This window comes from Natrinema salifodinae (assembly GCF_900110455.1).
Lineage (GTDB): Archaea > Halobacteriota > Halobacteria > Halobacteriales > Natrialbaceae > Natrinema > Natrinema salifodinae.
This window is the reverse complement of the sequence record NZ_FOIS01000002.1, coordinates 537,872-562,443: the sequence shown is the minus strand read 5'-3', so window position 1 is coordinate 562,443 and position 24,572 is coordinate 537,872. Positions and strand designations below refer to the sequence as shown.

Below are 24,572 nucleotides of genomic sequence, written 5' to 3'. Positions count from 1 at the left end.
CCTCGGGAATGACTGAAACATATGGACATCCGCCGGCTCGCACGAGGGTCCGTCGAGTGGAGCCGCATCGAGCGCGTCGTCCGTACGCTGGCGGATCGCTACGACCGCGAGTGCGTCCGCGTCGAGTTCCTCGAGGCCGACAACTGGCTCTCGACGCCCTGCGTCATCGACGACGAGTGGTTCGTCAAGATCGTCTCCCGGCAGAACGCCCTGGTCCACGCGGTCCTGACGACCGGCCGGAACGTCGGCGCCTTCTCCTCGGGCACCGAGGGCTTCTTTGATCGGTTCGATACGCCCCGCGAGATGGTCGAACACGAGCACGCGGCGACCGAACGCATGCGCGAAATCGGCGTCAACGCGCCCAGACCGATCGACGCCTTCGAAGTCAACGGCCTGGGCGTGCTCGTCCTCGAGTTCCTCCCGGAGTTCGAATCGCTCGACGATGTCTCCGACGATCTGGTCACCGAGCGCGCGCCGGAGTTGTTCGACATGCTCGCGGCGCTGCACGACCACGGCCTGGCCCACGGCGACCTGCGGGCCGAGAACATCCTGCTGTGCGACGACGAGTTCTACTTCATCGACGCGACCAGCGTCCACGACGACCGCGTCGCCGAGACGACGGCGTACGACCTGGCCTGTGCTCTCGCGGTCCTCGAACCGCGAATCGGGCCGCGCGACGCCGTCAAAGCGGCCGCGACGGCATACGGACCCGAAACGCTCCTGTCGGCCCGGGAGTTCCTCGATTTCGTTCGGCTGCGGCCTGACCACGAGTTCGACTCGACGACGCTGCGAAGCGAACTCGAGAAGGCAGCCGACCTCGGCGGTTAGCGACGAGCGGCGACCAGGCGACGAGATCGGCAACGGTCACCGCGCGCCGGTCGCGCGACGCTACCTGACAGGCCAGTGCAGGCACCACTGGTTTTCGGCGGATGGCGCTAAACCGAGACATGTGTGCGACGTTTACCGACGACGACGTCGGCAAGCGGGTCGAGACGGCGGACGGCGAGTCGCTCGGGACCGTCCGGATGACCGAGGACGACACCGCGTACGTCGACGTCGACGAGGGTGCGACGAGCGCGATTCGGGCCGTCCTCGACTGGGAGGCCGACGAGGAGATCGTTCCGCTAGACGAAGCCACCGTCGGCGAGGTCACCGCGGACGCGATTCGACTCGCCGACGACCAGGCCTCGCTGGCGGAGTCGGACGAAGAAGGCGCTGATCCCGTCATCGAACGCGACGAGCGCACCGACCACCGCGACGACAGCGCCGAGCAACGGACCATGGGGCCGCCGTCGGGAACGCCCGACGACCCGGCCGCGGACGAGGAGGGCCGGACGGGCGAGGGTCTCGAACCGTCGACGGAGGGAATGACGGAGTCGGGCGACGAGCGCCACCCCGACACCGAGGAGGCGCCACCGGAGGGAGATCGGACCGTCACGAAGGATCGCGGTGAGGAGGAGGATCGATAGCTACGGGCAGCCTGGTCCCGTCGTGGGACCGGATCAGTACACTCGATTCGGGAACTGAGTTCGGACGTCTTCGAGTCCGGAACCGCGCCGGAATCGTGACCCAGGTACGCGACGCCGCCACGATCGTGATCGGTGAGAGACACGCACCGCCGGCGCACCGGTTCGATCTTCGGTGTCTCGGTCGGAATGCAGTCCGGCGACCGGTCTCTCGGCAGACTCGCTCCCGAAGAGACGTGATCGTCGGTTGTGATTTCTCCTTGTCAGGAGCTCATTATAGACAGTACAGTTATGGGTGCTAACCGGAACTTTCTTGAAACAGATTGTTGGTGTTCTCGTCAGACACGCTGCGGGCTGACGAACAGTCAATCGAGCCGAAATAACGCATTCAGAACGTATTTTCACGAATCATGACCAACCGAATCCACAGTATCGATGCGATGCGAATAATCGCAATGGCGTTCGTCGTCTCGATTCATACGACGCCGTTTCGGGATCTTAACGCGTACGGCAACATAGTAAATTTTCTGATAGAATCGTCCGCACGGTTCGCGGTTCCGTTCTTTTTCGTGACGGCGGGGTACTTCTTCGCCCTCAAAACGACCCGCCGTGATCCGACCAAGTATTTCATCAAACGAGCGACCACCATCGCGTCGATCTACGTGTTCGGACTGGCGCTCTCTGCGCCCGTTTTTCTCGCGGGGGCCGTCGTTCGCGCGGAGTCGGAAAATCGTGCTCTCGCGAGCGAACTCGTCCTCAAACTGGCCGAATTCGGTTCGCCGCTCGAACTGCTCTACTACGGGAACTCCATCTCCGAGATCCTGTGGTTTCTCCCGGCGCTCGGCTTCTCGCTCGCACTTATTTACCTCTTTACCGTCACGAATATGACGGCGTATCTGCTGCCGGTTTCGATCGGATTCCACCTCATCGGGCTTCTGGGAGCGAGTTATACGATGTTCGTGGACGTTCCGTTCGAGATCAGAGACGCGCTGTTCTTCGGGTTCTTCTACACCAGCCTCGGCTACGTCATCTACTCGTCCGACTGGCAGCCGAGTAGCGAGCGAAGCACGCTTTATCTCGGTGCGACCGTCGGCTTTGGAGCGCTCCATCTCGTCGAGCGATACGTGCTGGGATACGTCTTCTCGGGAGAGACGATTGTACAGGGCGTCTACACGGCGAGTTACACGATCGCGACCGCGCTGGTTACCGTCTCGCTGTTCCTCTTTCTCCTCTCGCGACCGAACCTTGGCAAAGCCACCCCGTTACCGTCGTGGGGGAAATACGCCGTCGGAATTTACGTCGCACACCCACCGGTCTTGTACGTCCTCGAGCGGACGGGCGAAGCGCTGCTCGGAAACGGCACCTGGTCCGCGATTCTCTGGCACCTCGGGTTGACCCCCGCGACGTTCTTCGGGGCCCTCCTCGTCTATCTCGCGGCGCATCGGCTGGGACTCATCGAAATCGGCGGCTCTCACCTGCCACGGCTCCGTCGGCGTCGGAACACCGGTCGAAGCGGGACCGGAATGCACCCGCCGGACTGACGACTCCGTACGCGCGAAGATTCGGTACGTGTGAACCACCACCAAGACTTTCACCGCGCTCGCCGTCCGTTCTAGTATGAGCCAGCAAGTCACCGAACAAGTACACGGCCACTACATCGGCGGCGAGTGGACCGACGGAGGCGGCGACGGCGGCGATACCTTCGAGAGCGAGAACCCCGCCACCGGGGAGACGCTGGCGACGTTCCAACGCGGAACCGAGGCGGACGTCGATGCGGCCCTCGCGGCCGCCGAAGACGCTCAGGAGGAGTGGCGCTCCTTGTCCTACATCGACCGCGCGGAGTACCTCTGGGACATCTACCACGAACTCCGAGACCGCCACGAGGAACTCGGGGAGATCGTCACCAAGGAGTGCGGCAAGGAGATCTCGGAGGGCAAGGCCGACGTCACCGAGGCCTGGCACATGGTCGAGTGGGCCGCTGGCAACGCACGCCACCCCCACGGCGACGTCGTTCCCTCGGAGGTTGCAGGTAAGGATTCGTACATGCGACGCAAACCGCGGGGCGTCGTCGGCTGTATCACGCCGTGGAACTTCCCGGTCGCGATCCCCTTCTGGCACATGGCTATCGCCTTAGTCGAGGGCAACACGGTCGTCTGGAAGCCCGCCGAGCAGACGCCCTGGTGTGGCCAGGTCATCGCCGAGATGTTCGAGGACGCCGGGATTCCGGAGGGCGTGTTCAATATGGTTCAGGGCTTTGGCGACGCCGGCGCGGCCATCACCGACGACGAGCGCGTCGATACCGTGCTGTTCACCGGCTCGGCGGAGGTCGGCCACGAAATCGCCGGCAAGGTCGGCGGCGAGACCGGGAAGCTCGCGGCCTGCGAGATGGGCGGCAAGAACGGGATCGTCGTCACCGAGGCGGCGGACATGGACGTCGCCGTCCACTCGGCCGTCATGTCGAGCTTCAAGACGACCGGCCAGCGCTGCGTTTCGAGCGAGCGCCTGATCGTCCACGAGGACGTCTACGACGAGTTCACGGAACGATTCGTCGACATCGCGGAAGACGTCGCGGTCGGCGACCCGCTCGACGAGGACACCTTCATGGGTCCAGCCATCGAGGCCGACCACGTCGAGAAGATCCGCCAGCACAACGAACTCGCCCGCGAGGAGGGCGCGAACGTTCTGGTCGACCGGTTCGAACTCGAAGACGAGGAGATTCCCGAGGGTCACGCGAACGGCCACTGGGTCGGCCCGTTCGTCTACGAGATCGACTACGAGTCCGATCTGCGCTGTCTCAACGAGGAGTGTTTCGGCCCCCACGTCGCCCTCATCGAGTACTCCGGGGACATCGAGGACGCCGTCGAGATCCACAACGACACTCCCTACGGCCTGGCGGGCGCGATCATCTCGGAGGACTACCGCCAGCTCAACTACTTCCGCGACCGCGCCGACCTCGGCCTGGCGTACGCGAACCTGCCGTGTATCGGCGCGGAGGTCCAGCTGCCGTTCGGCGGCGTCAAGAAGTCCGGCAACGGCTACCCCAGCGCGCGCGAAGCCATCGAGGCCGTCACCGAGCGCACCGCCTGGACGATGAACAACTCGAAAGACATCGAGATGGCACAGGGGCTGTCAGCCGACATCAAGACCTCCGAGGACTGAGTTCGCCGAAACGATCCGAGGGCCATCGATCGGGGCCCGCGTCGCGGCTTCGGAGCGCGACGGCGAGCGAATCCCTTATCCGATTATTCATGGAAGAGGCGGATATGAAAGCAGTCGTTCTCGCGGCGGGTCAGGGAACACGGATGCGACCGCTGTCGGAATCGATTCCGAAGCCGATGCTGCCGGTCGCCGACCGACCGCTCGCGGCTCACACCGTCGACGCGGCGATCGACGCCGGGGCCGACGAGATCGTGCTCGTGATCGGCTACGAGGGCGAGATGATCCGGAACTACTTCGGCGACGAGTACCGCGATGTCCCCGTTTCTTACGCCGTTCAGGAGGACCAGGCGGGCACGGCCGACGCGGTCAACGCCGCGCGCGATCACCTCGAGGGCCCGTTCGCCGTCCTGAACGGCGACAACCTCTACGATCCGGCCGCGATCGCCGACCTGTTCGACACGTGTCCGGCTGTCTGTGCGATCGAGGTCGACGAGCCGAGCAATTACGGCGTGCTCAGCACCGCGGCCGGCCGGGTGACGAAAATCGTCGAGAAGCCTGCGGATCCGCCGACGAACCTCGCCAACGCCGGCGCCTACGCGTTTCCCGCCAAGGCCCGCGAGTGGCTCGAGGTCTCCGAGAGCGAGCGCGGCGAGCGCGAGATCACCGACGTCGTCTCGCAAGTGATCGACGCGTACGACGTCACTCCCGTCACGCTCGAGCGCTGGCTGGACGTCGGCCGCCCCTGGGAACTGCTCGAGGCCAACGAGTGGATGCTCGGCGAGCTCGAGCGCCGCATCGACGGTGACGTCAGTGACGGTGCGACGATCCAGGGCAACGTGGTCGTCGAGGCGGGCGCGACGGTGAAACCAGGCGTCGTGATCGAGGGACCGGCGCTGATCCGCGAGGGTGCGACCGTCGGACCGAACGCCTACGTCCGCGGGACGACGCTGGTCGGCCCAGACGCGAAGGTCGGCCACGCGGCCGAGGTCAAAAACAGCGTGCTCTCGCGCGGGGCGTCGGTCAGCCACCTCTCGTACGTCGGCGACAGCGTGCTCGGTCGGGACGTGAATTTTGGGGCTGGAACGAACGTCGCGAACCTCCGACACGACGAGGACGACATTCGATTCACCGTCAAGGGCGAGCGGGTCTCGACCGGGCGACGGAAGTTCGGCGTCGTCGCCGGTGACGGCGTCAAGACCGGGATCAACGCGAGCCTCACGCCCGGCCTGAAACTCGATACCGGCGCGACGACGCTACCAGGCGAGACAGTCGATCGGGACCGGTAACCGAACCCGGCCGTCGACCGGACTTCGGAACCGTCGGTCCGGCCGCTTCGGGTCCGAATCCGATCGCAGGTGCTGTTGCTCGTTACTCTCGTTGCTTCTGTCAGGTAGCGGTCTGCCTACCGGCGGCGTTCCTACTGCTCGGTCGAGAACCAAAGCGCCGAAAGGTGGGACGTGGATGAAGGCGAGGAGACGGGTGCGGGCGTGGCGCTCGGTTCCCGGGAACCGAGCGTGCGACGGGCCGGAGCGACGCGCAATGCCGGGTCTGACGTGAAAAGCGCCTTTGCCGGCACGCGAACAAAAGGCCCGCCACACCAAAAAGTCAGCGGTCGGCACCCACGAGTTCGCGCCGATCGCGAGGCCCGCCGACGCGGGGTGCGATCGACCGACCGTTACAGCCGCCGGTCCCGCAGCGCCGGAAACTCCTTGCGGACGTCCGCGACCGTCGTCGGCTCGATCTCCGTCGTCACCAGCGCCGGCTCGTCGCCGCTCGAAGCCAGCGAGACGCCCCACGGATCGTAGACGCTCGAGCGACCCAGCAGCGTAGCGTCGTCGAACTCGCCCGATCCGTTGATCGTCGCGACGTAGGCCTGGTTCTCGATCGCGCGGGCCCGCGAGAGCGTCTGCCAGTGTTCGATGCGCGGATAGGGCCAGGCGCTCGGGACGAGGAGCAGTTCTGCGCCGGCGTCGATCAGTTCGCGGTAGAGCTCCGGAAACCGCAGGTCGTAGCAGGTCGTCACGCCGACGGTGACGTCGCCGATCGCGGCCGTCTCGAGGCGCTCGCCGGGGACGAGCAGCTCCGATTCCGCCGACTCGTAGCCGAACAGGTGGTGTTTCCGGTAGACCAGTTGTAACTCGCCGTCGGCGTCGAACAGCGCGGCGGTGTTGGCCAGGCCCTCGTCGGCGGGGGTCGCGACGGAGTCGGTCGCTGCCAGGTCCTCGACGATGCTGCCCGCGAGGACGGCGATCCCGCGGTCGGCCGCGGCCTCCCGGAGGCGGGTGAACGTCTCGCCTCCGAACGGCTCGGCGTTGCGCGCGTAGCGGTCGAACGCAAAGTAGCCGACGTTGAATAGTTCCGGGAGCGCGACCAGGTCCGCGCCGCGGTCGGCGGCTCGCGAGACGGCCGCGAGCGCTCGCTCGACGTTCGCCTCGACGTCGCCGGCCTCGACGTGAATCTGCGCGAGTGCGAGGGAGAGTCCATTACCGGTCCCTGTTTCCGTTTGGGTTCTGCGGGTTCCAGCCCCGGGATCCGTTTCGGCACCAGGCCCGGCTCCGGTCTCGGATTCGGACTCGAGATCGGCGTCCGTATCGGTCGACATACTCACTCTATGGCCGCTCCAGGAACGTAACCGTGACCGTTACTGTCCCGTCTCCAAGTCCCGTTCGAGGTCTCGGCGGAGGTTCGCTAGTTCGGCGTCGAGGTTGCGCTTGAAGAACTTCTCGACGCCTGGGAGCTTGCCGTCGACGATGAAGTGGTTCTCGAGGCGGGAGCCGGTCCCGGTTTCGACGATCTCGTGTTCGCCGGTGACCTTCAGCACCTTCGATTTCCCGACGAACTTGACGAACTCCGGCGGTCTGCGCGTGACGTCTTCGGTGTCGACGCGAACCGTCTTCCGGACGAGGGGGATCGGCAGCGACACCTGCCAGGTCACTCGCCGCCCGTCCGGATCGTCGATGGAGTACTCCTCGACGACGCTGATCGCCCGGGCGCGGTTCTCGGGATCGGCGATGAACTCCCAGACGCGCTCCGGCGGCGCCGACACGTCGAACGACCGGTCGACCCGTACAGTCATGCCCGTACGTGTGGGGTTGTCGGATAAAAAGACCGTGGACCGCGCGACGGAGTCGCGATCGGGCGGCGGTGCGACGTCGCCGCGAGCGCCGTCGCTGGGGCCAGGCGCTCGGCTCGGACCGTCGGAGTCCGATGGAAGAAGCGGAGCCGCCGATCGAGACCGTCGCTCAGCTGATCGTGACGCGCCAGGTCGTCGAGCGAGCGCGGCCCCACTTCTCGATGTCGACTTCGTCGGCCTTTTCCGCGAGATGCGGCAGCCGAGCGCCGACCTGTTTCGACGAGAGTCCGATCGCGTTTGCGATATTCTTCGCCCGGAAGTACTGCTCGCCGCGGGCGGCGCTCTCGCGGAGGTACGAGAGGATCCGCTGCTCTTCGTCGGAGTAGTCGGTCATCGTCCGTACGTTCGGCTAGGGGGGCGTCGGTCTTAACTCTTAACGGCCGTTACGGGCCGGTTCGACGCGGATCGGTGTGGATCGATGCGCGGACACGGCTGTCTCGGTGTGTGGAGAGCGCGACGCGATCCGGTCGGTAACCGATCGTCGACCGTCGATCGTCCGGTTCGATTGCGGCCGTCGCCGCGCAGTGCGCTCAGTCCCAGTAGAGGTGGATGCCGACGACCGCCAGCGAACTAAAGAGCACGGCCGCGGCGAAGCCCCAGGCCGCCGTCGGCTCCGGTGCGCCGGTTACCATCACCAGCGCGCCGATCACTGCGAGTGCACTCAACGCGAGCGCGAGTCCAACACCCTTGTCCGTCGACTCGGATTCCGTAGCCATGTCCGGGCGTTGTGTGTGGGGTGTCTTAACTTCTCTCTTTCCTGAGCGAATGACGGCCGACGACGCGAAAATCGCGAACGGAACGGAATTGCTCGGAACGGGGACGGGTAATCGGGCGCTGCGACGACCTGCTCGCTCGCTACTTGATCGTCGTGTGCTCGGACTCCTCGTTGAGCGCCAGGTTCGCCGCAATCTCGGCGTTACGCATGGCGTACTGGGCGGTTTGCTGGAGGCTAACGAGCACCTCTCGGATCCGCAGCAGTTCCTCGTTTGACATCTCCGGGAGCTCCGCGAGAATCTCCTGCTCGCGCTCGGAGATGTCGTGGAACAGCCGCTGGACTTCCGTCCACTTGTCGTAATCGCGCTCGACGGCTGCCTCGACCGCCTTGGACATGATCTCGTCGACGATGTCGTTTAGCTCGCGGATGTCCCGCATCACCGATCCCTCGACGTTCAAGGCGTGGCCCTCGGTCTCGATGACGATTTCGGCGATATCCTCGGCGTTGTCGGCGGTCAGCTCGAGGTTCTTCGCGATCGACCGGTAGCCGATCAGCGGGAAGCCGCTGTTCAGACCGACCGCCCGCGCGAGGTTCGGGTTCTGGTAGGCCGTGAAAATCAATCGCAGCAGCAGGACGAAGATCTTGTTCGCCTGGCGCTCCCGGTTCAGCGCTCGTTGGGCTAAGTCGGGGTTCCCGTGGGCCAGGGCCTTGATCCCCTCGCCGCGCATGGTCTGGCCGGTCCGCTCGAGCCGTTCGAGAAGGTTGTCGAGCGTGAAGTCCTCGGGGTCGACGGAACAACGGATCGAGATGCTTTCGGGGGTCTCCTCGATGACGCCCAGCCCCATCAACTGGGTCTCGGCCTGGTAGACCGCGTTGATGTGGGCCGACTCGAGGGCGCCGTCCTCGCGCTCGATGCGGATGATGCGTCGACCGAGAACGTACTGGGCGACGATCGCGCGTTCGACGGCATCGGCGTCGAGGTCGTCGGTGTGGATGATCGCCTCCGTCTCCTCCGAGCTCGCGGATTCGGGCATCACGGTCAGGGTGCCCTTGCCGCTGGTCCGCAGCGACACCTCGTCGCCCTTCTCGACATCGTGTTCGGACGCCCACTCCGCGGGGAGGGTCATCGCGAGCGTCGACGGACCGAGTCGCTGCACTTTCCGCGTTTCCATGGCATCCCATACACCGGTCTCGACCTTAATCTTGACTATATGCTCATTATCTGGGGATGAATGGTTATATGGTTAGGTCGAGAGGGCATTTCGGCACGTCCCTTAAACACGTTGGCGGCCGGCACCGCTCAGACGACGGTGACCAGGCGCGTCGTGAACCGGCCGGTCCGAACCCGCGTCCAGCCGCGGAGGTCCTCGTCGAGGTCCTCGTCGTCGGTGTCGACGCGCAGCGCGTCGATCCCGTCGAGTTTCTCCGCCGCGGCGACGACCTCGATCTCGTCGGCTCGGCGGATCACCGACGGCGAGATCTGGTGGTTCCCCCGGCCGAAGAGAAAGCCCTGCCCGCCGATCGGGGAAACGACGATCGTCACCGGGTCTTCGAGGACGGCGAGGATCTCGGATTCGGCGGCATCCGCGGCGAGGACGTCGCCTCGCCGTCCGTTCGACTCGGCTTCGGCGGCGCGCCACACGTCGACTCCCAGTGGCGACGGGTCGATCCCGAGTTCCGCCTCGATCGCACCGACCGTACTACCGGGGCCGAAGACGTAGGTGCGACCCGGCTCGACCTCGCGAGCGACTCCCGAAGCCAGGGCGTCGACGCTGCCGCTCGAAACCTGTTTGCTCGCCTGGACGTCCGGCGCGACGGGAACCGGGACGACGGCTTTCAGCTCCGTTCGGACTTCCCCGTCGCGATAGGCGTCCTCGTCGATGTCGTTGACCTCGCGGTCCTCGACGCGGTCGAACTCGGCGGCGATCCGCCCGGCGTCGGCCGGCGTCACGCCGAACGCCGACGAGTAGATCTTGACCCCGGCCGGCACGCCGAGCATCGGCGTTTCGGCGGCGTCCGCGTCTTCGAGCACCTCGGCGACGTCGACCGCGGTCCCGTCGCCGCCGACGAAGAGCAGGAGGTCGACGCCTCGATCGAGCATCGCCCGGACGGCCGCACGGGTATCGTCCGCCGTCGTCTCGGCGTCGCCGGGGTCGTCCGGTCGCGCCGGATCGGCCGGTCCGCGATCGGTCGCGCCGTCGATCTCCGCCCCCGCCCCCGCATCCACATCTGCCTCCGCGCCCGCCGGATCGTAGACCACCACGGGCTCGTACCCGGCGTCCCGCACCGCTCGCTCGCCCAGCACGCCGGCGGCCGTGTAGACGGTGAGGGCTGGTTCGCGGCGGTGAAGCGATCGCAGCGCCTGGCGCGCTCGCTCGGGCGCTCGGGGTTCGGCTCCGCGGCGGCGCGCCTCGTCGAGTTTCCCGTCAGTGCCCTTCAGTCCGACCCGACCGCCCATCCCCGCGATCGGGTTGACGACGACGCCGATGGACTCCATACCGGTGTATGGCGACGCCAGTCTGAAAGCCGTGTCGCGTCCGCCGACGAGGCGTCCGGATCGCCGACGTCGCGGCGACTGGCTCGGTTTCTGAAAGATTAAGAGGGGCGGGGACCGATCGCTACCCATGAACACGCTGTACGACGCCACCGTCCTCGCGACGGAAACGGAGCTCCCGATGACCGCGGTCGGCTGGGGCGCGCTTGCCCTGAGCCTGCTCGTCACGATCGCCTGGGTCGCGTACTTCTACCGCTGACGGGCCCGCGAGTCGAGTACGGCACAGAGAGAACCGACGATTACGGCGAGTCGACCCGCTCGCGAAGCCAGGCGGCCGCGTCCGCGACGGTCGCTTCGTCGGTGCCGGTGAGTTCGATCCGGACGGACTCGCCGGGATAGCTCCCGACGGAGACGTCGAACCGTTCGCGGAGGTCGGCGATCCGATCGAGGAGGGCGCTCTCGGGTTCGTCGGCGACGACCGCCTCCCGGTACGTCGGCGTCCCCTCGAACTCGTCGGCGATCGTCTCGAACATCGCCTTCATCTCCGACGGGACGCCCGGCAGCACGTAGACGCCGTCTACGGCCACGCCGGGGGCAACGCCAGCCTCGTTGTGCAACGCGCGAGCGCCCCGCGGCAGTTCGGCAGTGCCCGCCGCGAGGTCGTCGCGAGTGTAGCCGTCCTCCGCGAGCCAGGCGAGGGCTTCCTCGTGGTCCTCGAGCGAGCGGCCGAGGGCGGCCGCGACGCCGTCCATGGTGACGTCGTCGTGGGTCGGACCGAGGCCGCCGGTGACGATGACGGCGTCGTACTCGGCGCGGTACTCGTTGACGACGCGGGCGATGTCGGCGACCCGGTCTGGAACGGTGGTGACGCGCTCGACGTCGACGCCGCGATCGGCGAGCCGTTCGCAGAGCCAAGTGGCGTTCGTGTCCGTCGTTCGTCCGGCGAGCAGTTCGTCCCCGACCGTCACGACCGCGACGTTCATGTCGAGTCCTTCGCTCCGGGTGCCCAAATGCGTCTCGCCGCGATCGCGACAGTCAGCGATCGGACCGGTCACTAACAGCAACACTCATATAAAGCGGTATTCTCGGTAACCATAAGATTCAATTTTGATACTTAGTAACGGGGGAACGATGTCTCGGAGTCGGACGACACAAGACGACGCGGATTCCGCTGCGGTCCTCTCTGCGCTGGGGAGTAAATACAGCGCGGAGATCCTCTGTGCGGCGGGGACGCCGAAGTCGGCACAGGCACTCAGCGAGGATATCGAGATCCCGATCGCGACCTGTTATCGCCGGATCGAGGAACTCGTCGACGCGGGGTTGTTAACCTGCGAGGGACGACAACTCTCCGAACAAGGGCGCCGGACGAACATCTACCGGCGAACGCTCGACGAGATCGAGATCGACTTCTCGGACGACGCGCCCGCGTTCTCGCGGAAACGTCGCACCGAAGCCAAAAACAAGCTCCAGGATAAGCTCGAAGACTGACGTCGCGGTCGCCGATCGATTCTCGCTGCGTCGTCGCCGACCGGGGGAGCGGAGACTCGAGCGGAGTTCAAGTTTGGGTTCGGATCTCGGGTTTTCGGTTCGATCGGACGCGATCGATCCGATCACCGCGTTGGTACCTCGATTCTCGTCTTCCGTCCTGCGGGCCAGGCGTCGATCCCGCGCTCACCGACAGTCGGTCATCCTTAAGTATTCTCGTGAGGATACCGAAGTATGACAGAGTCAGTCGACGACCGCGAGCGCGGGGCCGACGGGACGACCGACGATGAACTCGTCGGCAGCCGCCGCGTGCTTCGCGTCGGCCGCGACCGGCCGATCAGGATCAGTACGGGCCACCGGATCCGACACCACGACGGCAAATGCTCGCGACCCCACGGTCACAACTACGAGATCACCGTTACGCTCGCGGGCCGGCTCACCGAGGAGGGGTGGATCGCCGACAAAGGCGATATTACCGACGTAATATACAAGTGGGATCACAAGTTCCTGCTCGAGGCCGGCGATCCCCTTATCGAGGCCTTCGAGGCGGCCGGCGACGACGACGCGGTCGTCGTCCTCGACCATCCGCCGACGGCCGAGGTGATGAGCGTCGTCTTGGAGCGGAAACTCGCCGCGGCGCTACCCGAAACCATCACCGACGTCGCCGTCGACGTCAGCGAGACGAGTGAACTCTGCGGCGGCGGGGGCGGCGAGTTCTGAGATGCCGGTCTCCGACTCCGTCGACCTCGATGGCGAGGCCGAGGCCGACACCGACGCCGAGCGCGACGCGTCCGGCGACGGACTTCCGATCAACGAGCTGTTCTACTCGCTGCAAGGGGAGGGCACGCTCGCCGGCGTCCCCTCCGTGTTCGTCCGCACGAGCGGCTGCAACCTCCGGTGTTGGTTCTGCGACTCCTACCACACCTCCTGGGAGCCGACCCACGCCTGGTTGCCCCTCGAGGAAATCCTCGCGGAGATCGAATCCCACGACGCCGACCACGTGGTCCTCACCGGCGGCGAGCCGCTGATCCACGAGGAGAGCGTCGAACTGCTCGCGGCGCTCGACGACCGGGGGTACCACACTACCGTCGAGACCAACGGGACGATCCACCGGGACGCGCCGATCGACCTCGCCTCGATCAGCCCAAAACTCGAGAGCAGCACGCCCACGCCCGAGCGCGATCCGAAAGGCGAAGGCGAGTGGGAAGACCGACACGAGCGAGACCGGATCGACCTCGAGACGCTCGCTCGCCTGGTCGAGGACTACGAGTTCCAGCTGAAGTTCGTCGTGACCGACGAAGACGATATGCCGGAGATCTGCGACCTGCTCGCGGACCTCCGGGCGGTCGCCGACGTCCCGATCCGGGACGACGACGTACTCCTGATGCCCGAAGGGGCGACCAGAGACCGGCTCGCGGAGACCCGGACGCGCGTCGCCGACCTGGCGATGGAGTACGGGTTCCGGTACACGCCGCGGCTGCACGTCGACCTCTGGAACGACGCGCCCGAAACGTAACCGCCGAACTAACCGCACACGATCCGAGCTATGTCAGACGACGTCAGTACTGCGACCGACGAATCGCCTTCGAAACGCGCCGTCGTCCTCCTTTCCGGGGGCATGGACAGCGCCACGGCCGCCTACGAGGCCCGCAAGCGGGGCTACGAGATCTACGCGCTGCACACCTCCTACGGCCAGCGCACCGAGGACCGCGAACTCGAGTGCGCTCGCCGGCTCGCCGACGAACTCGATGCGGCCGACTTCCTGCAGATCGAGACCGGCCACCTCTCGGCCATCGGTGCTTCGAGCCTGACCGACGACGAAATGGCTGTCGAAGACGCCGACATGGAGAGCGACGAGATCCCCACGTCGTACGTCCCCTTCCGGAACGCGAACCTGCTCGCGATGGCCGTCTCCTACGCCGAGGCCAACGACTGCGACGCGGTCTTCATCGGCGCCCACAGCGAGGACTTCTCAGGGTATCCCGACTGTCGACCCGCGTTCTTCGAGGCCTTCGAAAACGTGGTCGACGTCGGGACGAAACCCGAGACCGAGATCGCCATCGAAGCGCCGTTCGTCGAATGGTCGAAGACCGATATCGCCGAGCGCGGCGTCGACCTCGACGTTCCCTACGAGCACACCTGGAGCTGCTACCGCGAGAACGAGCCCGCCTGCGGTACCTGCGACGCCTGCGCGTTCCGCCTCCAGGCGTTCCAGAACGTCGGCGTCCGCGACCCGATCGAGTACGCCGAGCGGCCGTCGTACGTCGACCAGGCGTAGTTCGTATCGTTCTCCGGACCGACTGATTCACGCGCCCTTCACATTTAATGGGCTGCCCGAGGAACGGCCAGTAATGAATCAGCGGGTGGACTACGGTGATCGACACAGTGGGTTCGGCCACAACCCCGGTTTCGACGCCGTTCGCGAAAACGCGGCGCTTCGCGGGCCGCCCGAGCCGCCCCACGGACACGCGGACCATTCGACCGATCACTACGCACTCCTCTACGAGGACCGCGACGAGCAGTTCGCGGCCGCGATCCCGTTCATCGAGGAGGGACTCGAACGGGACGAGCGGTGTCTGTACGTCGCCGACGAGAACCCCAGGGACGCGGTCCTGAACGCGATGGCCGAGCGCGGCATCGACGTGGACGCGGCCCTCGACTCCGGGGCGCTCTCGGTGGTCACGCCGTCGGACACGTACCGGCGGACCGGCGAGTTCGATCGGGACGCGATGGTCCGGTTCTGGGAGGAGTCGCTCGAAGACGCCACCAGCGAGGGCGACTACGCGGGGATCAGGGCGGCCGCGGAGATGACGTGGGCGCTTTCCGGCGACGATGACGCCGCCGCCGACGTCAACGCCGATTTCGATCTGCTGACCGAGTACGAGTCGGTCCTCAACGACGTGTACCGGGACGAGGACTACGCCGTCCTCTGTCAGTACAACCGCGAGCGGTTCCCGGACGCGGTCATCTACGACGTGATCCGCACGCATCCGCTCCTCGTCCACGACGGCGTCGTCTCCGAGAACGTCTACTACACGCCGCCCGAGGAGTTCTTCGGCCCGGAGGATACCGCCCGCGAGGTCGAGCGAATGACGCATACGCTGCGCGAGCGAACGACCGGCAAGGCGGAGCTCAAGCGGCTGAAAGACCACTTCGAGGGGATCTTCGAGAACAGTCAAGACGCGATCTTCATCAACGATCCCTACGCGGACGAGATCCTCGAAGCCAACCCGGCCGGCTGCGAGATGCTCGGATATACCCGCGAGGAACTGCTATCGCTCGGTCCCTCCGACTGCCACCCCGACGAGCTAGACGAGTTCCGCGAGTTCGTCGACACCGTGTTCGAGGAGAGCTCCGGCTGGACCGACGACCTCACCTGTCGCCCCAAGCGCGGCGACCCGATTCCGGCGGAGATATCGGCCTCCCGTATCACGGTCGACGGCCGTCCTTGCATGCTCGCGATCGTCCGCGACGTCAGCGAGCGGAAGGAACGCGAGCGCGCACAGCGCCGCCTGTACGAGATCGCGGCCGATCCCGACCGCTCGTTCGACGACAAGCTCCAGGCGGTCTTCGACCTCGGCTGCGAGCGGTTCGACCTCGAACTGGGCGGCCTGGCCCGGATCGATCCCGAGACCGATCGGTTCGTCGTCGAGGCGGTCAGCGGCGACCACGAGCACCTGCGACCGGGCGCGCAGGTCGCCCTCTCGGAGACGTACTGCCGCGTGTTCGCCGGCGAAGACGACGAGACCACGGCGTGTATCACGGACCCGGAACGCAGCGGCTTCGAGGGGACGATGGCCTACGAGGAGTTCGGCGTGGAGTCGTACCTCGGGACGCGCCTCGAGATCGAGGACGCCCTCGACAGGACGTTCTTCTTCGTCTCGAGCGACCCCCGCGAGAACGGATTCTCGGACGACGACCGGACGTTCCACCACCTGATGGGCCAGTGGGTGCAGTACGAGCTCGAGCGACGCCAGCGAGAGCGCCGACTCGAGGAGGCGATCGAGCGGCTGGAACGGTCGAACGAGCGCTTGGAGCGGTTCGCGTACGCGGCCTCCCACGACCTCCAGGAGCCCTTGCGGATGGTCTCGAGCTACCTCCAGCTGATCGAGAGCAGGTACGAGTCGGCCCTAGACGAGGACGGGCAGGAGTTCTTCGGGTACGCGATCGACGGCGCCGAGCGGATGCGCGAGATGATCGACGGCCTCTTGGCCTATTCGCGGATCGAGACGCAGGGCGAGCCCTTCGAACCGGTCGACCTCGACGACGTGCTCGACGACGTTCTGACCGACCTCCAGTTCCGAATCGAGGAGCGCGACGCGGACGTCGAAGCCGGCGCTCTCCCGCGGGTCACCGGCGACCCGAACCAACTGCACCGACTGTTCCGGAGCCTGATCTCGAACGCGCTCGAGTACAGCGGCGACGAACCGCCGCGCGTGGAGCTCTCGGCCGAGCGAGACGGCGCGGACTGGATCGTCGCCGTTCGCGACGAGGGCATCGGCATCGAGACGGACCAGCAAGAGCGAATCTTCGAGGTGTTCGGGCGCCTCCACAGCCGCAGGGAGTACGACGGCGCCGGCATCGGCCTGGCGCTCTGCAAGCGGATCGTCGAACGCCACGACGGGGAGATCCGGGTCGAATCGGAACCGGGCGAGGGCTCGACGTTCTACGTTCGGCTTCCCCCTTCGTCGGCGTGAGCTGATTTCTCGCTATCGATCGCTATTCCGGGGCGGTCCTGAACTGGACTACCAGGCCGCCTCGAGCACGGCTTCGATCTCGTCGACGGCGGGATCGAGCCCCGGCGGCGCGTTCGCCATGAAGCTATCCGCGAGGATCGCCTCCGCGACGGCGGTGAATTCCTCGGGTCGGGGGCCGTCGACGTCTCGCAGCCGCGAGGGGAGATCGAGCGCGTCCCGAATTTCCGCGACCGCGTCGACGACCGCGGCCTCGTGGTCCGCGGCGTTGTCGACGCCGAGCGCGCTCGCGAGCATCCCCGACCGCGCGTCCACGTCCGCCTGCTCGAAGAGGTACTCGAGGACGTGCGGGACGACGACGGCGTGGGCTGCCCCCTGCTGGACGTCGTAAGTGCGCGTGAGTCCGTGGCCGAAGGCGTGGATGATCGAGAGCGTCGTCTCCTCGGGCCGCGAGATGCCGTACTGGACGAGGACGATTCCCTCTAAGATCGTCTCGAAGACCTCGAGTTCGCGATTCCCCTCGCCGAACGCTCGGAGCCCGTCTTCGAGCTTCTCGAGTCCGTGTCCGGCCGTCGCGTCGGTGACCGGCGTCGCGTTGCTCGCGTACAGCGTCTCGATCCCCTTGTCGAAGCCGTTCATGGCCGAGCCCGCGAGCACCGACTCGGGCGTGGTCGCGACCAGTTCCGGATCGTAGACCGCCGCGGCCGGCATCAGCCCCGGATCGCCGATGCCGCCGCCGATCTCCTCGTCGACCGGACCGGTATCGGGACCGGCGGTGACGCCGGCCACCGTCGAGAGGTCGGCCCCGGCCAGCGTCGTCGGGATCGCCACGATCGGCACCAGGCCGTCGTCGGGGACGGTGATCGTTCCTCGCTCGGCGAACTCACCGTAGACGTCCTCGGCAGACCGGTCGCTCGCCGCCAGAGTGCTGGTCACCTTCGCGACGTCTAAGCTGCTGCCGCCGCCGAGGCTCACGAGGACGTCGGCGTCCGCTTCGCGCAGCCGCTCGCGGCCCTCTATCGCGGTTCCGAGCCGCTTCGCGGGCGTCGTCTCGTCGAACACGCCGGCCAGGCGATCGCCCAGGCCACGGCGGACCGGATCGATCACTTCTGGCGTGCTGCCGACGGTCTCGCCGCAGACGACCAGGGCGCGGTTGAGGCCCTGGCGCTCGAGTTCCGCCTCGAGTTCATCGGCGCTACCGGCGCCGAACCTGATCGCCGTGGGCTCGTACTCGAATCGGAACGACGCGACGCGGTCGTTCGAGTAGGACAGCGACATGCCGTTCGGTACGAGGGACGCGGTGTTAAAAGGGAGCGAGCCGGCGACTGACGTTTCGTCGGGTTCGCGTCGCGACGGCGTCCGCGATCGACACCCCGGTATCGCGGGCGTCCGCCGGTCCGGGATCGATTCCGCGCTATCGCTCGTTTCGTTCGGCCCAGGGCCGCAGGATCGCGTTTACGGCTTCGTTCATCGGGACGTCGACGCCGACGTCGCTCGCGTGGCGGACGACGGAGCCGTGCAGCGCGTCGAGTTCCAGCCGCTTGTCGTGGGTCAGGTCGTAGTGCAGCGAGGAGTACATTTCCGGGTCGAGGTCGTGCGCGAAGTCGAGCCACTCGTCGACGGTGTCCTCGGAGAGGTCGACGCCCTCCGCACGCGCGACGGCGCAGACCTCCGCCATGATGCGGCGGTACATCTCCCAGGACGCGTCGGTCTCGCGGAGTTCGCCCACCGGGAGCCGCGTCGTCGCCGTCATCCCCGCCTGCGCGCAGATGAACGCGAACTTCCGCCAGAGTTCGACGCGGATGTCGTCCGCGAGCACCGCGTCGATCCCCTCGCTTGCCGACAGCGCGCCGTCGAGCGCCTCGATCCGGTCCGTCCGCCGGCCGTCGAGTTCGCCGTAGACGAACCGCGCCGGCCCGCCGGTGTGTTCGACGACGCCTGGCGCCCCGATCGTCGAGAAGATGTAGGCCACGCCGCCGACGACGTGCTCGTCGCCGATCTCGTCGGCGAGCCAGCGCTCGTTGTCGACGCCGTTCTGGACGGAGACGACGGCCGTCTCCTCCTCGAGCAGCGGCTCGAGGTCTGCAGCGGCCGTCTTCGTATCGTGCGCTTTCACGCAGAAGAGGACGGAGTCGCACGGGCCGATGTCGGCCGGGTCGTCGGTCGCCGGCAGTTCGACCGCTGTGTCGCCCGCGATGCTCTCGACTCGAAGCCCGTCGGCCTGGAGCGCATCGAGGTGCTCGCCCCGCGTGACGAGGTGGACGTCGTGCCCTGCGTCGGCCAGGCGGGCGCCGAGGTAGCCGCCGACGCCGCCGGCGCCGAAGACAGCGAATTTCATACCGGCCGTTCGAACGGGTCGGTCAAAGAGATTGTGGGACTCGTTCCCGCACCGATTCGAACTCAGTCCTCGGACTCGACGGTCGGCCCGTCGAACGCCGGCAGTTGGGCCTCGATCTGCTCGCGTTCATCCTCGAGCCACTCGGGCAGCGCGAGCCGCGAGCCCAGTTCGTCGCGATCCTCGTCTTCGGTGAAGCCCGGGCCGGTCGTCGCCATCTCGAAGAGGACGCCACCCGGCTCGCGGACGTAGATCGACTGGAAGTACTTCCGGTCGATGACCTCCGAGGGCGCGAGCCCCTGATCGGCGAAGGCCTTGCGCCAGCGCTCCTGTTCCTCGACGCTCTCGGCCTCGAATGCGACGTGGTGGACCGTTCCGACGCCCATCCGCCCGCGGCCGGCGTCGGTCTCGATCAGGTCGACGAGCGAGCCCGGCCCGCCGGTCGCGCTGCGGTAGCACCGCCGTCCCTCGCTTTCGTCCTCGGCTTCGAGTTCGTAACCGAGCACCTCGGTCAGAATCTGCTCGGTGGGGCCGAACTCGTCGACGGCGAGCGTGACGTTGTAGAAGCCCCGCAGTTGGCGTTCTTCGGGAACCGGACCGCCCTCCCAGGGCGTCGCGTCGAACTCGGCGTCGGTCGCGACGAGTTCCAGTTCGATCCCGTCCGGATCCGCGAATCGGAGGACGGTCTCGTCGAACCGCTCGGCTTCCTCGAACTCGACGTCCGCGGACGCCAGGCGGTCGCGCCAGTAGTCGACGGCGTCCGCGGGGATTCCGTAGGCGGTCGTCCGCGTTTGGCCGGCGCCGAACCGACCCTGGCGGCCCCGATCGGTCCAGGGGAAGAAGGTGATGTTCGTGCCTGGGGTGCCCTCTTCGTCGCCGAAGTAGAAGTGGTAGGTTCCCGTATCGTCGTGGTTGACCGTTTTCTTGACGAACCGCAGGCCGAGGGTGCCGACGTAGAAGTCGGCGTTGCGCTGCGGGTCGCCGGCGATCGCCGTGACGTGGTGGAGTCCGGGCGTGTTCAGTGACATACCGTCCATAGTCGCTCTCGCCTTGAATCGTTTGCTCGCGGCCGCGTCACCGGGTGACGCGGATGTTACCGCCCGATAGACCGCGACGCTCGGTCGGCAAGGACCGTTAACATCCCGCAGCCGTAACGGGGCGTATGGGCTGTCCATACCTGGCGTACCGCGACGGGTCCGACGATCCCGACCGGGACCACGATTCGTTCGACGAGCCGCGGGCCTACTGCACGGCGGCCGACCGGTTCGTCCAGCCGATGCGGGCCGACATCTGCAACGACCGCTACGACCTGACTCACGACCGTGACTGCGAGATCTACCGCGAGCACGCCGACGACGCCTCGCCGGCGGGCGCGGACGTTCCATCCGTGAAACCGAACGGAACGGCGGAAACGGAGGGCGACGACGCGTGACCTACCAAGAGTTCCTCGCCGACGAGCCGGTCATCGTTACGGCGGCGCTGACTGGCGGCGTCCACGGGAAGGAGACGACGCCGCACCTCCCGGAGACGCCGGAGGAGATCGGGATGGCCGCGGCCGACGCCGAGGCCGCCGGCGCGTCGGTCGTCCACGTCCACGCGCGTCGGCCGAACGGCGAGCGCACCTTCGCGACCGAGCGGTTCCAGGAGATCGACGACGCGATCCGCCGGTACGCCAACGACGTAATCATCCAGCACTCCACCGGCGGCACGGGCGCGCCGGACGGCGATCGCCACCTCCCGCTGCGCACCGATCCGCCGCCGGAGATGGCCTCACTCGACATGGGCCCGCTGAACCGCTACGAGCACCTCACCAGCGAGAACACGCGCGGCCTGGTCGACTCGCTGCACGCGGCGATGGTCGACCGCGGGATCAAACCCGAACTCGAGGTGTTCAACGACGGCCACCTGAACGAGGTCCACGGGCTGCTCGAGCGCCGGGACCTGGCCGAGCCGGTCTACGCGACGCTGATCTTCGGCCCCGGGACGTTAACCCCGCCCCGGCCCCGAAATTTCCTGAACCAGATCGACAACCTCCCCGAGGGAGCGCTGTTCAATACCCTCGGCTTCGGCCGCCACCAGCTGCCGTTCGCGACGATGGGGCTGCTGTTCGGGGGCCACGTCCGCGTCGGCCTCGAGGACAACGTCTACTACCGCCGAGGCGAACTCGCCGAGAGCAACGCGCAGCTAGTCGAGCGCGTCGGCCGCGTCGCTGAAGAACTGGGGCGGGAGGTCGCGACGCCCGGCCAGGCGCGGGAGATTCTCGGGCTCTGACCGAGGACCGAGCGGCTCCTGCGCGATCACACGCCGCCCCGTCGCTCGCGATCCAGCGTCGTCACCGCGATCCCCGCGAGTACGACGACCCCGCCGACCACGGTGATCGCATCTGGCACCTCGCCGAGCAGCGCCAGCGCGAGCAGCGTCGCGCCCACGGGCTCGCCCAGCCAGGCGACGCTGACGACGACCGACTCGAGGTGTTCGAGCACCCAGTTGCTCACCGTGTGGCCGACGATGCCGGGGCCGACGGCCAGGCCGAGGAAGAGCAGCCACTCGCGGGCGGGGTAGCCGACGTAGGCGTGGCCCTGCGCGCCGACGACGAGCAGTAAGACGGCCGTACAGACGCCGTAGACGACGGTCACGTACGGAAATAGCGGAACTCGCTGACGGATCGACCGTCCGGCGAGCACGTAGCCGGCGACGGTCACCGCGCCCAGCAGCGCGAGCGCGTTGCCGTACAGCGTCGCGTCGGAGAGGGGCGCTCGTCCAGCGTCGCCGAGCGACATCGCGGCGCCGCCGACGACCGCGACCGCGATGCCCGCCACCGTGGCGCGCCCGACCCGTTCGCCGAGCAGGAGGGCGGCGCCGAGCGCCACGAAGATGGGTTGGCTCTGGACGATGGTGACGCTGGCCGCGACGCTGGTGTGGTCGAGGCTCTCGAACCAGGCGGCGAAGTGGACGGCCAGCGCGACGCCGGCGACGACGGCCCCGGCGAGGTCGCGTCGCGAGAGCCGCGCGAAGGCCCTGCGGTGGCGAGCCAGGGCGAGGGGTGCGACCAGCGCCGTGGTGAAGCACACCCGGTAGAAGGCCGCGACGGAACTCGGAGCCGCGCTCCAGCGGACCAGAATCGCGCTGGTGCTCGCCGCGAACACCGCGACGGCGAGGGCGGCCGCCGGCGTGACTTCGCTGACCTCGCGATCGACGGACACGTCAGTCGGACTCGCTCGGAGAACCAAACCGATTCCGAAAGGGACCGCCGTCGAGTTCGATCCTACTCGTCGGGCAGGCGCTTCCCGCGGTAGATCGACGCCGTCTCGAGGTCGACGTCGTCTATCCCGACCATGACGTCGTCTTCCGTCAGCTCCTCGGCCTCCCACTCGTCGAGAAACGCCATGGCGTCCTCGCGGTCGGCGAACGGCCGCGGATCGATCCCCATCGGGTCGTCGGCCGCGTCCTCGTCGGTGATGAGCACGAAGTGCGCCTCGGTCGCATCGATGAGTTCCCGCGTCCCGAAGTCGGTCGTCCAGGCGTCCGCGATCGGCGAGTCGGGCGTCGACGAGGCGATGTACGCGAACAGACAGCCGGGCGAGTCGAAGACCGCCGCCTGGCCGTTCTCGTGGACGAGTTGGCTCTGCCGGCGGGGATAGTTGGTCGGGGTCATGCTACAGACCGCACAGCCTTGCGTGTCGACGAACTCGATCGGTCCCGCTTCGACGTCCTCGTGGGTCGGTTCGTACACCTGAGCCTGGTCGTCGCCGTCGTCCTCGCTCCCGTCTTCGCCCTCGGAGTAGTCGACGAGACAGCCCGCGACCGCCGCGGTCGCGCTCGCCCCGAGGAGCCCGAGCAGCCGTCGCCGCTCGAGTCCGTCGCGTCCGGTCATACCACTCCTACTGCATCAGCGAGCAAAACCAGCGTGGTTCGAGTATCGACCCCGACGGGTTCGTGCGGGCCGCCGTCGGCTCACCCGTCGCTCCGTCCTCCGGACTCGAGTTCCGATTTCGCTAAGCGATGTCGTTCTCGGAACATGGCTTCGAAGCCGAGCTGGGAGAGCGGTGCGGCCGCGTCACCGAGGCGGCCAAGCGGAAGTTCGTAGACGACGCGGTCGCGGAGCAGCGTGTCGTCCCCGTCGGCGTAGAACGCGTGGGTGTGCTCCCAGCGGTCGAACGGGCCGTGGACCATCTCGTCGCGGAAGTACGCGGTTCCGGCGTCGCGCTCGCGGTCCGTGATCACGGAGGTCCAGTGCTGGCGGGGTCCGACGCCGAACGGCCGGACGGACAGCGCGACCTCCGATCCGGGTTCGAGCGCGTCGGGATCGGTCTCGCCGTCCGGACCGAGCACGCGTTCGACGCGCAGCGCCAGCCAGTCGGGGGTCACCGCCTCGAGACCGGCGATGCGGGAGTGAAACGCCCAGACGTCGTCGAGCGGCGCCCGAAGGGTCGTTTCGCGTTTGTACGTCGGCATGAATCGGCCGTATCTACAGCGGCCAGCGTGAAAACGTGGGTCCCAGTTCCGGTTCGAGTCCGGTCGCCGGCGACGGCGGATCGGGTACTGAGCACCGAGCGCGTTACTTCAGTCGCTCCTGGAGGAACGACGGGTGGGCCGCCGTGACGCCGTCGATCTCGAGCAGGTCCCCGGAGATAATCTCACCGAGTGCGTCGCCGTCCTCGGCGCGCACCTCGGCCATCAGCATGTGGTCGCCGCTGGAGCTGTACAGCGCTTCGACCTGATCCAGATCCTTGAGCGCCTTCGTCGCCTCGACGTAGCGTTCGCTCGCGACGTCGATTCCGACCATCGCGATCGTTTGGCTCGAGAGCTTCTTCGGGTCGATATCGGCCGAGTAGCCGACGATGACGCCATCCTCTTCGAGCTGGTTGATGTACTTGCGCACCGTCGGTTTCGAGACGTTCGCCCGCTCGGCGATCTCGGCGTAGGACGCCTGGGCGTCCTCCTCGAGAACCTCGAGGATGCGATCTTCCGTCGCCTGGGTACTCATGGACGTACCTTTTGCTCCGGCAGAAAAATATCTTTTGTATACGAAAACGACGGATATCCAATCGGAAGCACCCGCGAGCCGGCGGTTGCGGCGGGGCGACCGCC

General features: G+C 67.0%; 27 protein-coding genes. 13 read left to right on the top strand and 14 right to left on the bottom strand.

The window, feature by feature from the left end; genetic code table 11:
• Positions 1 to 21: 21 nt before the first annotated feature.
• From BMY29_RS08135 to glmU, 5 genes are all read left to right on the top strand, one after another.
• A complete protein-coding gene (locus BMY29_RS08135) occupies positions 22 to 828 on the top strand; it encodes an RIO1 family regulatory kinase/ATPase domain-containing protein (RefSeq protein WP_049988678.1) in 807 nt (268 codons plus the stop codon).
• 119 nt (positions 829 to 947) lie between these two features.
• The gene (locus tag BMY29_RS08130) at positions 948 to 1,469 is read left to right on the top strand and encodes a hypothetical protein (RefSeq protein ID WP_049988677.1); all 522 of its coding nucleotides are present in this window, start codon (positions 948 to 950) and stop codon (positions 1,467 to 1,469) included.
• 407 nt (positions 1,470 to 1,876) lie between these two features.
• On the top strand, positions 1,877 to 3,007 hold the full coding sequence (locus BMY29_RS08125) for an acyltransferase (protein ID WP_049988676.1): 1,131 nt from the start codon (positions 1,877 to 1,879) through the stop codon (positions 3,005 to 3,007).
• A gap of 76 nt (positions 3,008 to 3,083) precedes the next feature.
• Positions 3,084 to 4,625 carry an aldehyde dehydrogenase family protein gene (locus BMY29_RS08120; protein ID WP_049988675.1) on the top strand — a complete coding sequence of 514 codons (1,542 nt, stop codon included), beginning with the start codon at positions 3,084 to 3,086 and terminating at the stop codon, positions 4,623 to 4,625.
• 104 nt (positions 4,626 to 4,729) lie between these two features.
• Complete coding sequence (gene glmU / locus BMY29_RS08115; RefSeq protein WP_049988742.1) at positions 4,730 to 5,911, top strand: bifunctional sugar-1-phosphate nucleotidylyltransferase/acetyltransferase; 1,182 nt, start codon at positions 4,730 to 4,732, stop codon at positions 5,909 to 5,911.
• 389 nt (positions 5,912 to 6,300) lie between these two features.
• Here the strand turns inward: glmU and BMY29_RS08110 are convergent, their stop codons facing one another.
• The 6 genes from BMY29_RS08110 to BMY29_RS08085 all read right to left on the bottom strand — a co-directional run bounded on the left by BMY29_RS08110 (position 6,301) and on the right by BMY29_RS08085 (position 10,970).
• Positions 6,301 to 7,227 (bottom strand): carbon-nitrogen family hydrolase, encoded by a 927-nt coding sequence (locus BMY29_RS08110; protein WP_081985402.1) that lies wholly within the window; start codon positions 7,225 to 7,227, stop codon positions 6,301 to 6,303.
• Positions 7,228 to 7,266: 39 nt separating this feature from the next.
• Complete coding sequence (locus BMY29_RS08105; protein ID WP_049988674.1) at positions 7,267 to 7,701, bottom strand: SRPBCC family protein; 435 nt, start codon at positions 7,699 to 7,701, stop codon at positions 7,267 to 7,269.
• 166 nt (positions 7,702 to 7,867) lie between these two features.
• Positions 7,868 to 8,092, bottom strand: a complete 225-nt coding sequence (locus BMY29_RS08100; protein ID WP_049988673.1) for a DUF7123 family protein — start codon at positions 8,090 to 8,092, stop codon at positions 7,868 to 7,870.
• A 196-nt stretch (positions 8,093 to 8,288) separates the two neighbouring features.
• Positions 8,289 to 8,474 (bottom strand): DUF7525 family protein, encoded by a 186-nt coding sequence (locus BMY29_RS08095; protein WP_049988672.1) that lies wholly within the window; start codon positions 8,472 to 8,474, stop codon positions 8,289 to 8,291.
• A gap of 139 nt (positions 8,475 to 8,613) precedes the next feature.
• Positions 8,614 to 9,645, bottom strand: a complete 1,032-nt coding sequence (locus BMY29_RS08090; protein ID WP_049988671.1) for a phosphate signaling complex PhoU family protein — start codon at positions 9,643 to 9,645, stop codon at positions 8,614 to 8,616.
• 128 nt (positions 9,646 to 9,773) lie between these two features.
• Positions 9,774 to 10,970, bottom strand: a complete 1,197-nt coding sequence (locus BMY29_RS08085) for an ATP-NAD kinase family protein (protein ID WP_049988670.1) — start codon at positions 10,968 to 10,970, stop codon at positions 9,774 to 9,776.
• A gap of 127 nt (positions 10,971 to 11,097) precedes the next feature.
• Between BMY29_RS08085 and BMY29_RS21590 the strand changes: the two genes are divergently transcribed.
• Positions 11,098 to 11,226: a hypothetical protein gene (locus BMY29_RS21590; RefSeq protein WP_275041243.1), complete on the top strand. Its 129-nt coding sequence runs from the start codon at positions 11,098 to 11,100 to the stop codon at positions 11,224 to 11,226.
• Positions 11,227 to 11,266: 40 nt separating this feature from the next.
• Here BMY29_RS21590 and BMY29_RS08080 read toward each other — a convergent pair whose 3' ends face one another.
• Positions 11,267 to 11,950 carry a competence/damage-inducible protein A gene (locus tag BMY29_RS08080; protein ID WP_049988740.1) on the bottom strand — a complete coding sequence of 228 codons (684 nt, stop codon included), beginning with the start codon at positions 11,948 to 11,950 and terminating at the stop codon, positions 11,267 to 11,269.
• 148 nt (positions 11,951 to 12,098) lie between these two features.
• Here BMY29_RS08080 and BMY29_RS08075 point away from each other — a divergent pair, with 148 nt between their 5' ends.
• The 5 genes from BMY29_RS08075 (at position 12,099) to BMY29_RS08055 (ending at position 17,149) form a co-directional block, all read left to right on the top strand.
• Entirely contained in the window at positions 12,099 to 12,455 is a 357-nt protein-coding gene (locus BMY29_RS08075) for a winged helix-turn-helix domain-containing protein (RefSeq protein ID WP_049988669.1), read from the top strand.
• Between the two features lie 231 nt (positions 12,456 to 12,686).
• On the top strand, positions 12,687 to 13,172 hold the full coding sequence (locus BMY29_RS08070; protein WP_049988668.1) for a 6-pyruvoyl trahydropterin synthase family protein: 486 nt from the start codon (positions 12,687 to 12,689) through the stop codon (positions 13,170 to 13,172).
• Between the two features lies 1 nt (position 13,173).
• On the top strand, positions 13,174 to 13,968 hold the full coding sequence (locus BMY29_RS08065) for a 7-carboxy-7-deazaguanine synthase QueE (RefSeq protein WP_049988667.1): 795 nt from the start codon (positions 13,174 to 13,176) through the stop codon (positions 13,966 to 13,968).
• A 30-nt stretch (positions 13,969 to 13,998) separates the two neighbouring features.
• Positions 13,999 to 14,730, top strand: coding sequence for a 7-cyano-7-deazaguanine synthase QueC (queC, locus tag BMY29_RS08060; RefSeq protein WP_049988666.1), 732 nt, complete (start codon positions 13,999 to 14,001; stop codon positions 14,728 to 14,730).
• 73 nt (positions 14,731 to 14,803) lie between these two features.
• The gene (locus tag BMY29_RS08055; protein ID WP_049988665.1) at positions 14,804 to 17,149 is read left to right on the top strand and encodes an MEDS domain-containing protein; all 2,346 of its coding nucleotides are present in this window, start codon (positions 14,804 to 14,806) and stop codon (positions 17,147 to 17,149) included.
• 48 nt (positions 17,150 to 17,197) lie between these two features.
• Here BMY29_RS08055 and BMY29_RS08050 read toward each other — a convergent pair whose 3' ends face one another.
• From BMY29_RS08050 to BMY29_RS08040, 3 genes are all read right to left on the bottom strand, one after another.
• Positions 17,198 to 18,424, bottom strand: a complete 1,227-nt coding sequence (locus tag BMY29_RS08050) for an iron-containing alcohol dehydrogenase family protein (RefSeq protein ID WP_049988664.1) — start codon at positions 18,422 to 18,424, stop codon at positions 17,198 to 17,200.
• A 136-nt stretch (positions 18,425 to 18,560) separates the two neighbouring features.
• A complete protein-coding gene (locus tag BMY29_RS08045) occupies positions 18,561 to 19,484 on the bottom strand; it encodes a 2-dehydropantoate 2-reductase (protein WP_049988663.1) in 924 nt (307 codons plus the stop codon).
• Between the two features lie 62 nt (positions 19,485 to 19,546).
• A complete protein-coding gene (locus BMY29_RS08040) occupies positions 19,547 to 20,509 on the bottom strand; it encodes a ring-cleaving dioxygenase (RefSeq protein ID WP_049988739.1) in 963 nt (320 codons plus the stop codon).
• A gap of 134 nt (positions 20,510 to 20,643) precedes the next feature.
• Between BMY29_RS08040 and BMY29_RS08035 the strand changes: the two genes are divergently transcribed.
• Both BMY29_RS08035 and BMY29_RS08030 read left to right on the top strand, forming a co-directional pair.
• The gene (locus BMY29_RS08035) at positions 20,644 to 20,913 is read left to right on the top strand and encodes a hypothetical protein (protein WP_049988662.1); all 270 of its coding nucleotides are present in this window, start codon (positions 20,644 to 20,646) and stop codon (positions 20,911 to 20,913) included.
• Positions 20,910 to 21,752 (top strand): beta-keto acid cleavage family enzyme, encoded by an 843-nt coding sequence (locus tag BMY29_RS08030; RefSeq protein WP_049988661.1) that lies wholly within the window; start codon positions 20,910 to 20,912, stop codon positions 21,750 to 21,752. The genes BMY29_RS08035 and BMY29_RS08030 overlap by 4 nt, the downstream gene beginning before the upstream one ends.
• A 26-nt stretch (positions 21,753 to 21,778) precedes the next feature.
• On the opposite strand, the gene BMY29_RS08025 is transcribed toward BMY29_RS08030, so the two are convergent.
• From BMY29_RS08025 to lrpA1, 4 genes are all read right to left on the bottom strand, one after another.
• Positions 21,779 to 22,684, bottom strand: a complete 906-nt coding sequence (locus BMY29_RS08025; RefSeq protein WP_049988660.1) for a DMT family transporter — start codon at positions 22,682 to 22,684, stop codon at positions 21,779 to 21,781.
• 62 nt (positions 22,685 to 22,746) lie between these two features.
• Positions 22,747 to 23,355 (bottom strand): nitrous oxide reductase accessory protein NosL, encoded by a 609-nt coding sequence (locus BMY29_RS08020; RefSeq protein WP_049988659.1) that lies wholly within the window; start codon positions 23,353 to 23,355, stop codon positions 22,747 to 22,749.
• 80 nt (positions 23,356 to 23,435) lie between these two features.
• Positions 23,436 to 23,936, bottom strand: a complete 501-nt coding sequence (locus tag BMY29_RS08015) for an SRPBCC family protein (protein ID WP_049988658.1) — start codon at positions 23,934 to 23,936, stop codon at positions 23,436 to 23,438.
• 103 nt (positions 23,937 to 24,039) lie between these two features.
• The gene (gene lrpA1, locus BMY29_RS08010) at positions 24,040 to 24,468 is read right to left on the bottom strand and encodes an HTH-type transcriptional regulator LrpA1 (RefSeq protein WP_049988657.1); all 429 of its coding nucleotides are present in this window, start codon (positions 24,466 to 24,468) and stop codon (positions 24,040 to 24,042) included.
• Positions 24,469 to 24,572: the final 104 nt, after the last annotated feature.

Bases quoted from the DNA above. Each gene is read 5' to 3' on its own strand.
- BMY29_RS08130 (WP_049988677.1), top strand. From the start codon at position 948: ATGTGTGCGACGTTTACCGACGACGACGTCGGCAAGCGGGTCGAGACG.
- BMY29_RS08035 (WP_049988662.1), top strand. From the start codon at position 20,644: ATGGGCTGTCCATACCTGGCGTACCGCGACGGGTCCGACGATCCCGAC.
- BMY29_RS21590 (WP_275041243.1), top strand. From the start codon at position 11,098: ATGAACACGCTGTACGACGCCACCGTCCTCGCGACGGAAACGGAGCTC.
- BMY29_RS08080 (WP_049988740.1), bottom strand. From the start codon at position 11,950: ATGAACGTCGCGGTCGTGACGGTCGGGGACGAACTGCTCGCCGGACGA.
- BMY29_RS08055 (WP_049988665.1), top strand. From the start codon at position 14,804: ATGAATCAGCGGGTGGACTACGGTGATCGACACAGTGGGTTCGGCCAC.
- lrpA1 (WP_049988657.1), bottom strand. From the start codon at position 24,468: ATGAGTACCCAGGCGACGGAAGATCGCATCCTCGAGGTTCTCGAGGAG.
- BMY29_RS08045 (WP_049988663.1), bottom strand. From the start codon at position 19,484: ATGAAATTCGCTGTCTTCGGCGCCGGCGGCGTCGGCGGCTACCTCGGC.
- queC (WP_049988666.1), top strand. From the start codon at position 13,999: ATGTCAGACGACGTCAGTACTGCGACCGACGAATCGCCTTCGAAACGC.
- BMY29_RS08070 (WP_049988668.1), top strand. From the start codon at position 12,687: ATGACAGAGTCAGTCGACGACCGCGAGCGCGGGGCCGACGGGACGACC.
- BMY29_RS08110 (WP_081985402.1), bottom strand. From the start codon at position 7,227: ATGTCGACCGATACGGACGCCGATCTCGAGTCCGAATCCGAGACCGGA.
- BMY29_RS08015 (WP_049988658.1), bottom strand. From the start codon at position 23,936: ATGCCGACGTACAAACGCGAAACGACCCTTCGGGCGCCGCTCGACGAC.
- glmU (WP_049988742.1), top strand. From the start codon at position 4,730: ATGAAAGCAGTCGTTCTCGCGGCGGGTCAGGGAACACGGATGCGACCG.
- BMY29_RS08075 (WP_049988669.1), top strand. From the start codon at position 12,099: ATGTCTCGGAGTCGGACGACACAAGACGACGCGGATTCCGCTGCGGTC.
- BMY29_RS08095 (WP_049988672.1), bottom strand. From the start codon at position 8,474: ATGGCTACGGAATCCGAGTCGACGGACAAGGGTGTTGGACTCGCGCTC.
- BMY29_RS08100 (WP_049988673.1), bottom strand. From the start codon at position 8,092: ATGACCGACTACTCCGACGAAGAGCAGCGGATCCTCTCGTACCTCCGC.
- BMY29_RS08135 (WP_049988678.1), top strand. From the start codon at position 22: ATGGACATCCGCCGGCTCGCACGAGGGTCCGTCGAGTGGAGCCGCATC.
- BMY29_RS08020 (WP_049988659.1), bottom strand. From the start codon at position 23,355: ATGACCGGACGCGACGGACTCGAGCGGCGACGGCTGCTCGGGCTCCTC.
- BMY29_RS08120 (WP_049988675.1), top strand. From the start codon at position 3,084: ATGAGCCAGCAAGTCACCGAACAAGTACACGGCCACTACATCGGCGGC.
- BMY29_RS08050 (WP_049988664.1), bottom strand. From the start codon at position 18,424: ATGTCGCTGTCCTACTCGAACGACCGCGTCGCGTCGTTCCGATTCGAG.
- BMY29_RS08105 (WP_049988674.1), bottom strand. From the start codon at position 7,701: ATGACTGTACGGGTCGACCGGTCGTTCGACGTGTCGGCGCCGCCGGAG.
- BMY29_RS08085 (WP_049988670.1), bottom strand. From the start codon at position 10,970: ATGGAGTCCATCGGCGTCGTCGTCAACCCGATCGCGGGGATGGGCGGT.
- BMY29_RS08065 (WP_049988667.1), top strand. From the start codon at position 13,174: ATGCCGGTCTCCGACTCCGTCGACCTCGATGGCGAGGCCGAGGCCGAC.
- BMY29_RS08125 (WP_049988676.1), top strand. From the start codon at position 1,877: ATGACCAACCGAATCCACAGTATCGATGCGATGCGAATAATCGCAATG.
- BMY29_RS08090 (WP_049988671.1), bottom strand. From the start codon at position 9,645: ATGGAAACGCGGAAAGTGCAGCGACTCGGTCCGTCGACGCTCGCGATG.
- BMY29_RS08040 (WP_049988739.1), bottom strand. From the start codon at position 20,509: ATGTCACTGAACACGCCCGGACTCCACCACGTCACGGCGATCGCCGGC.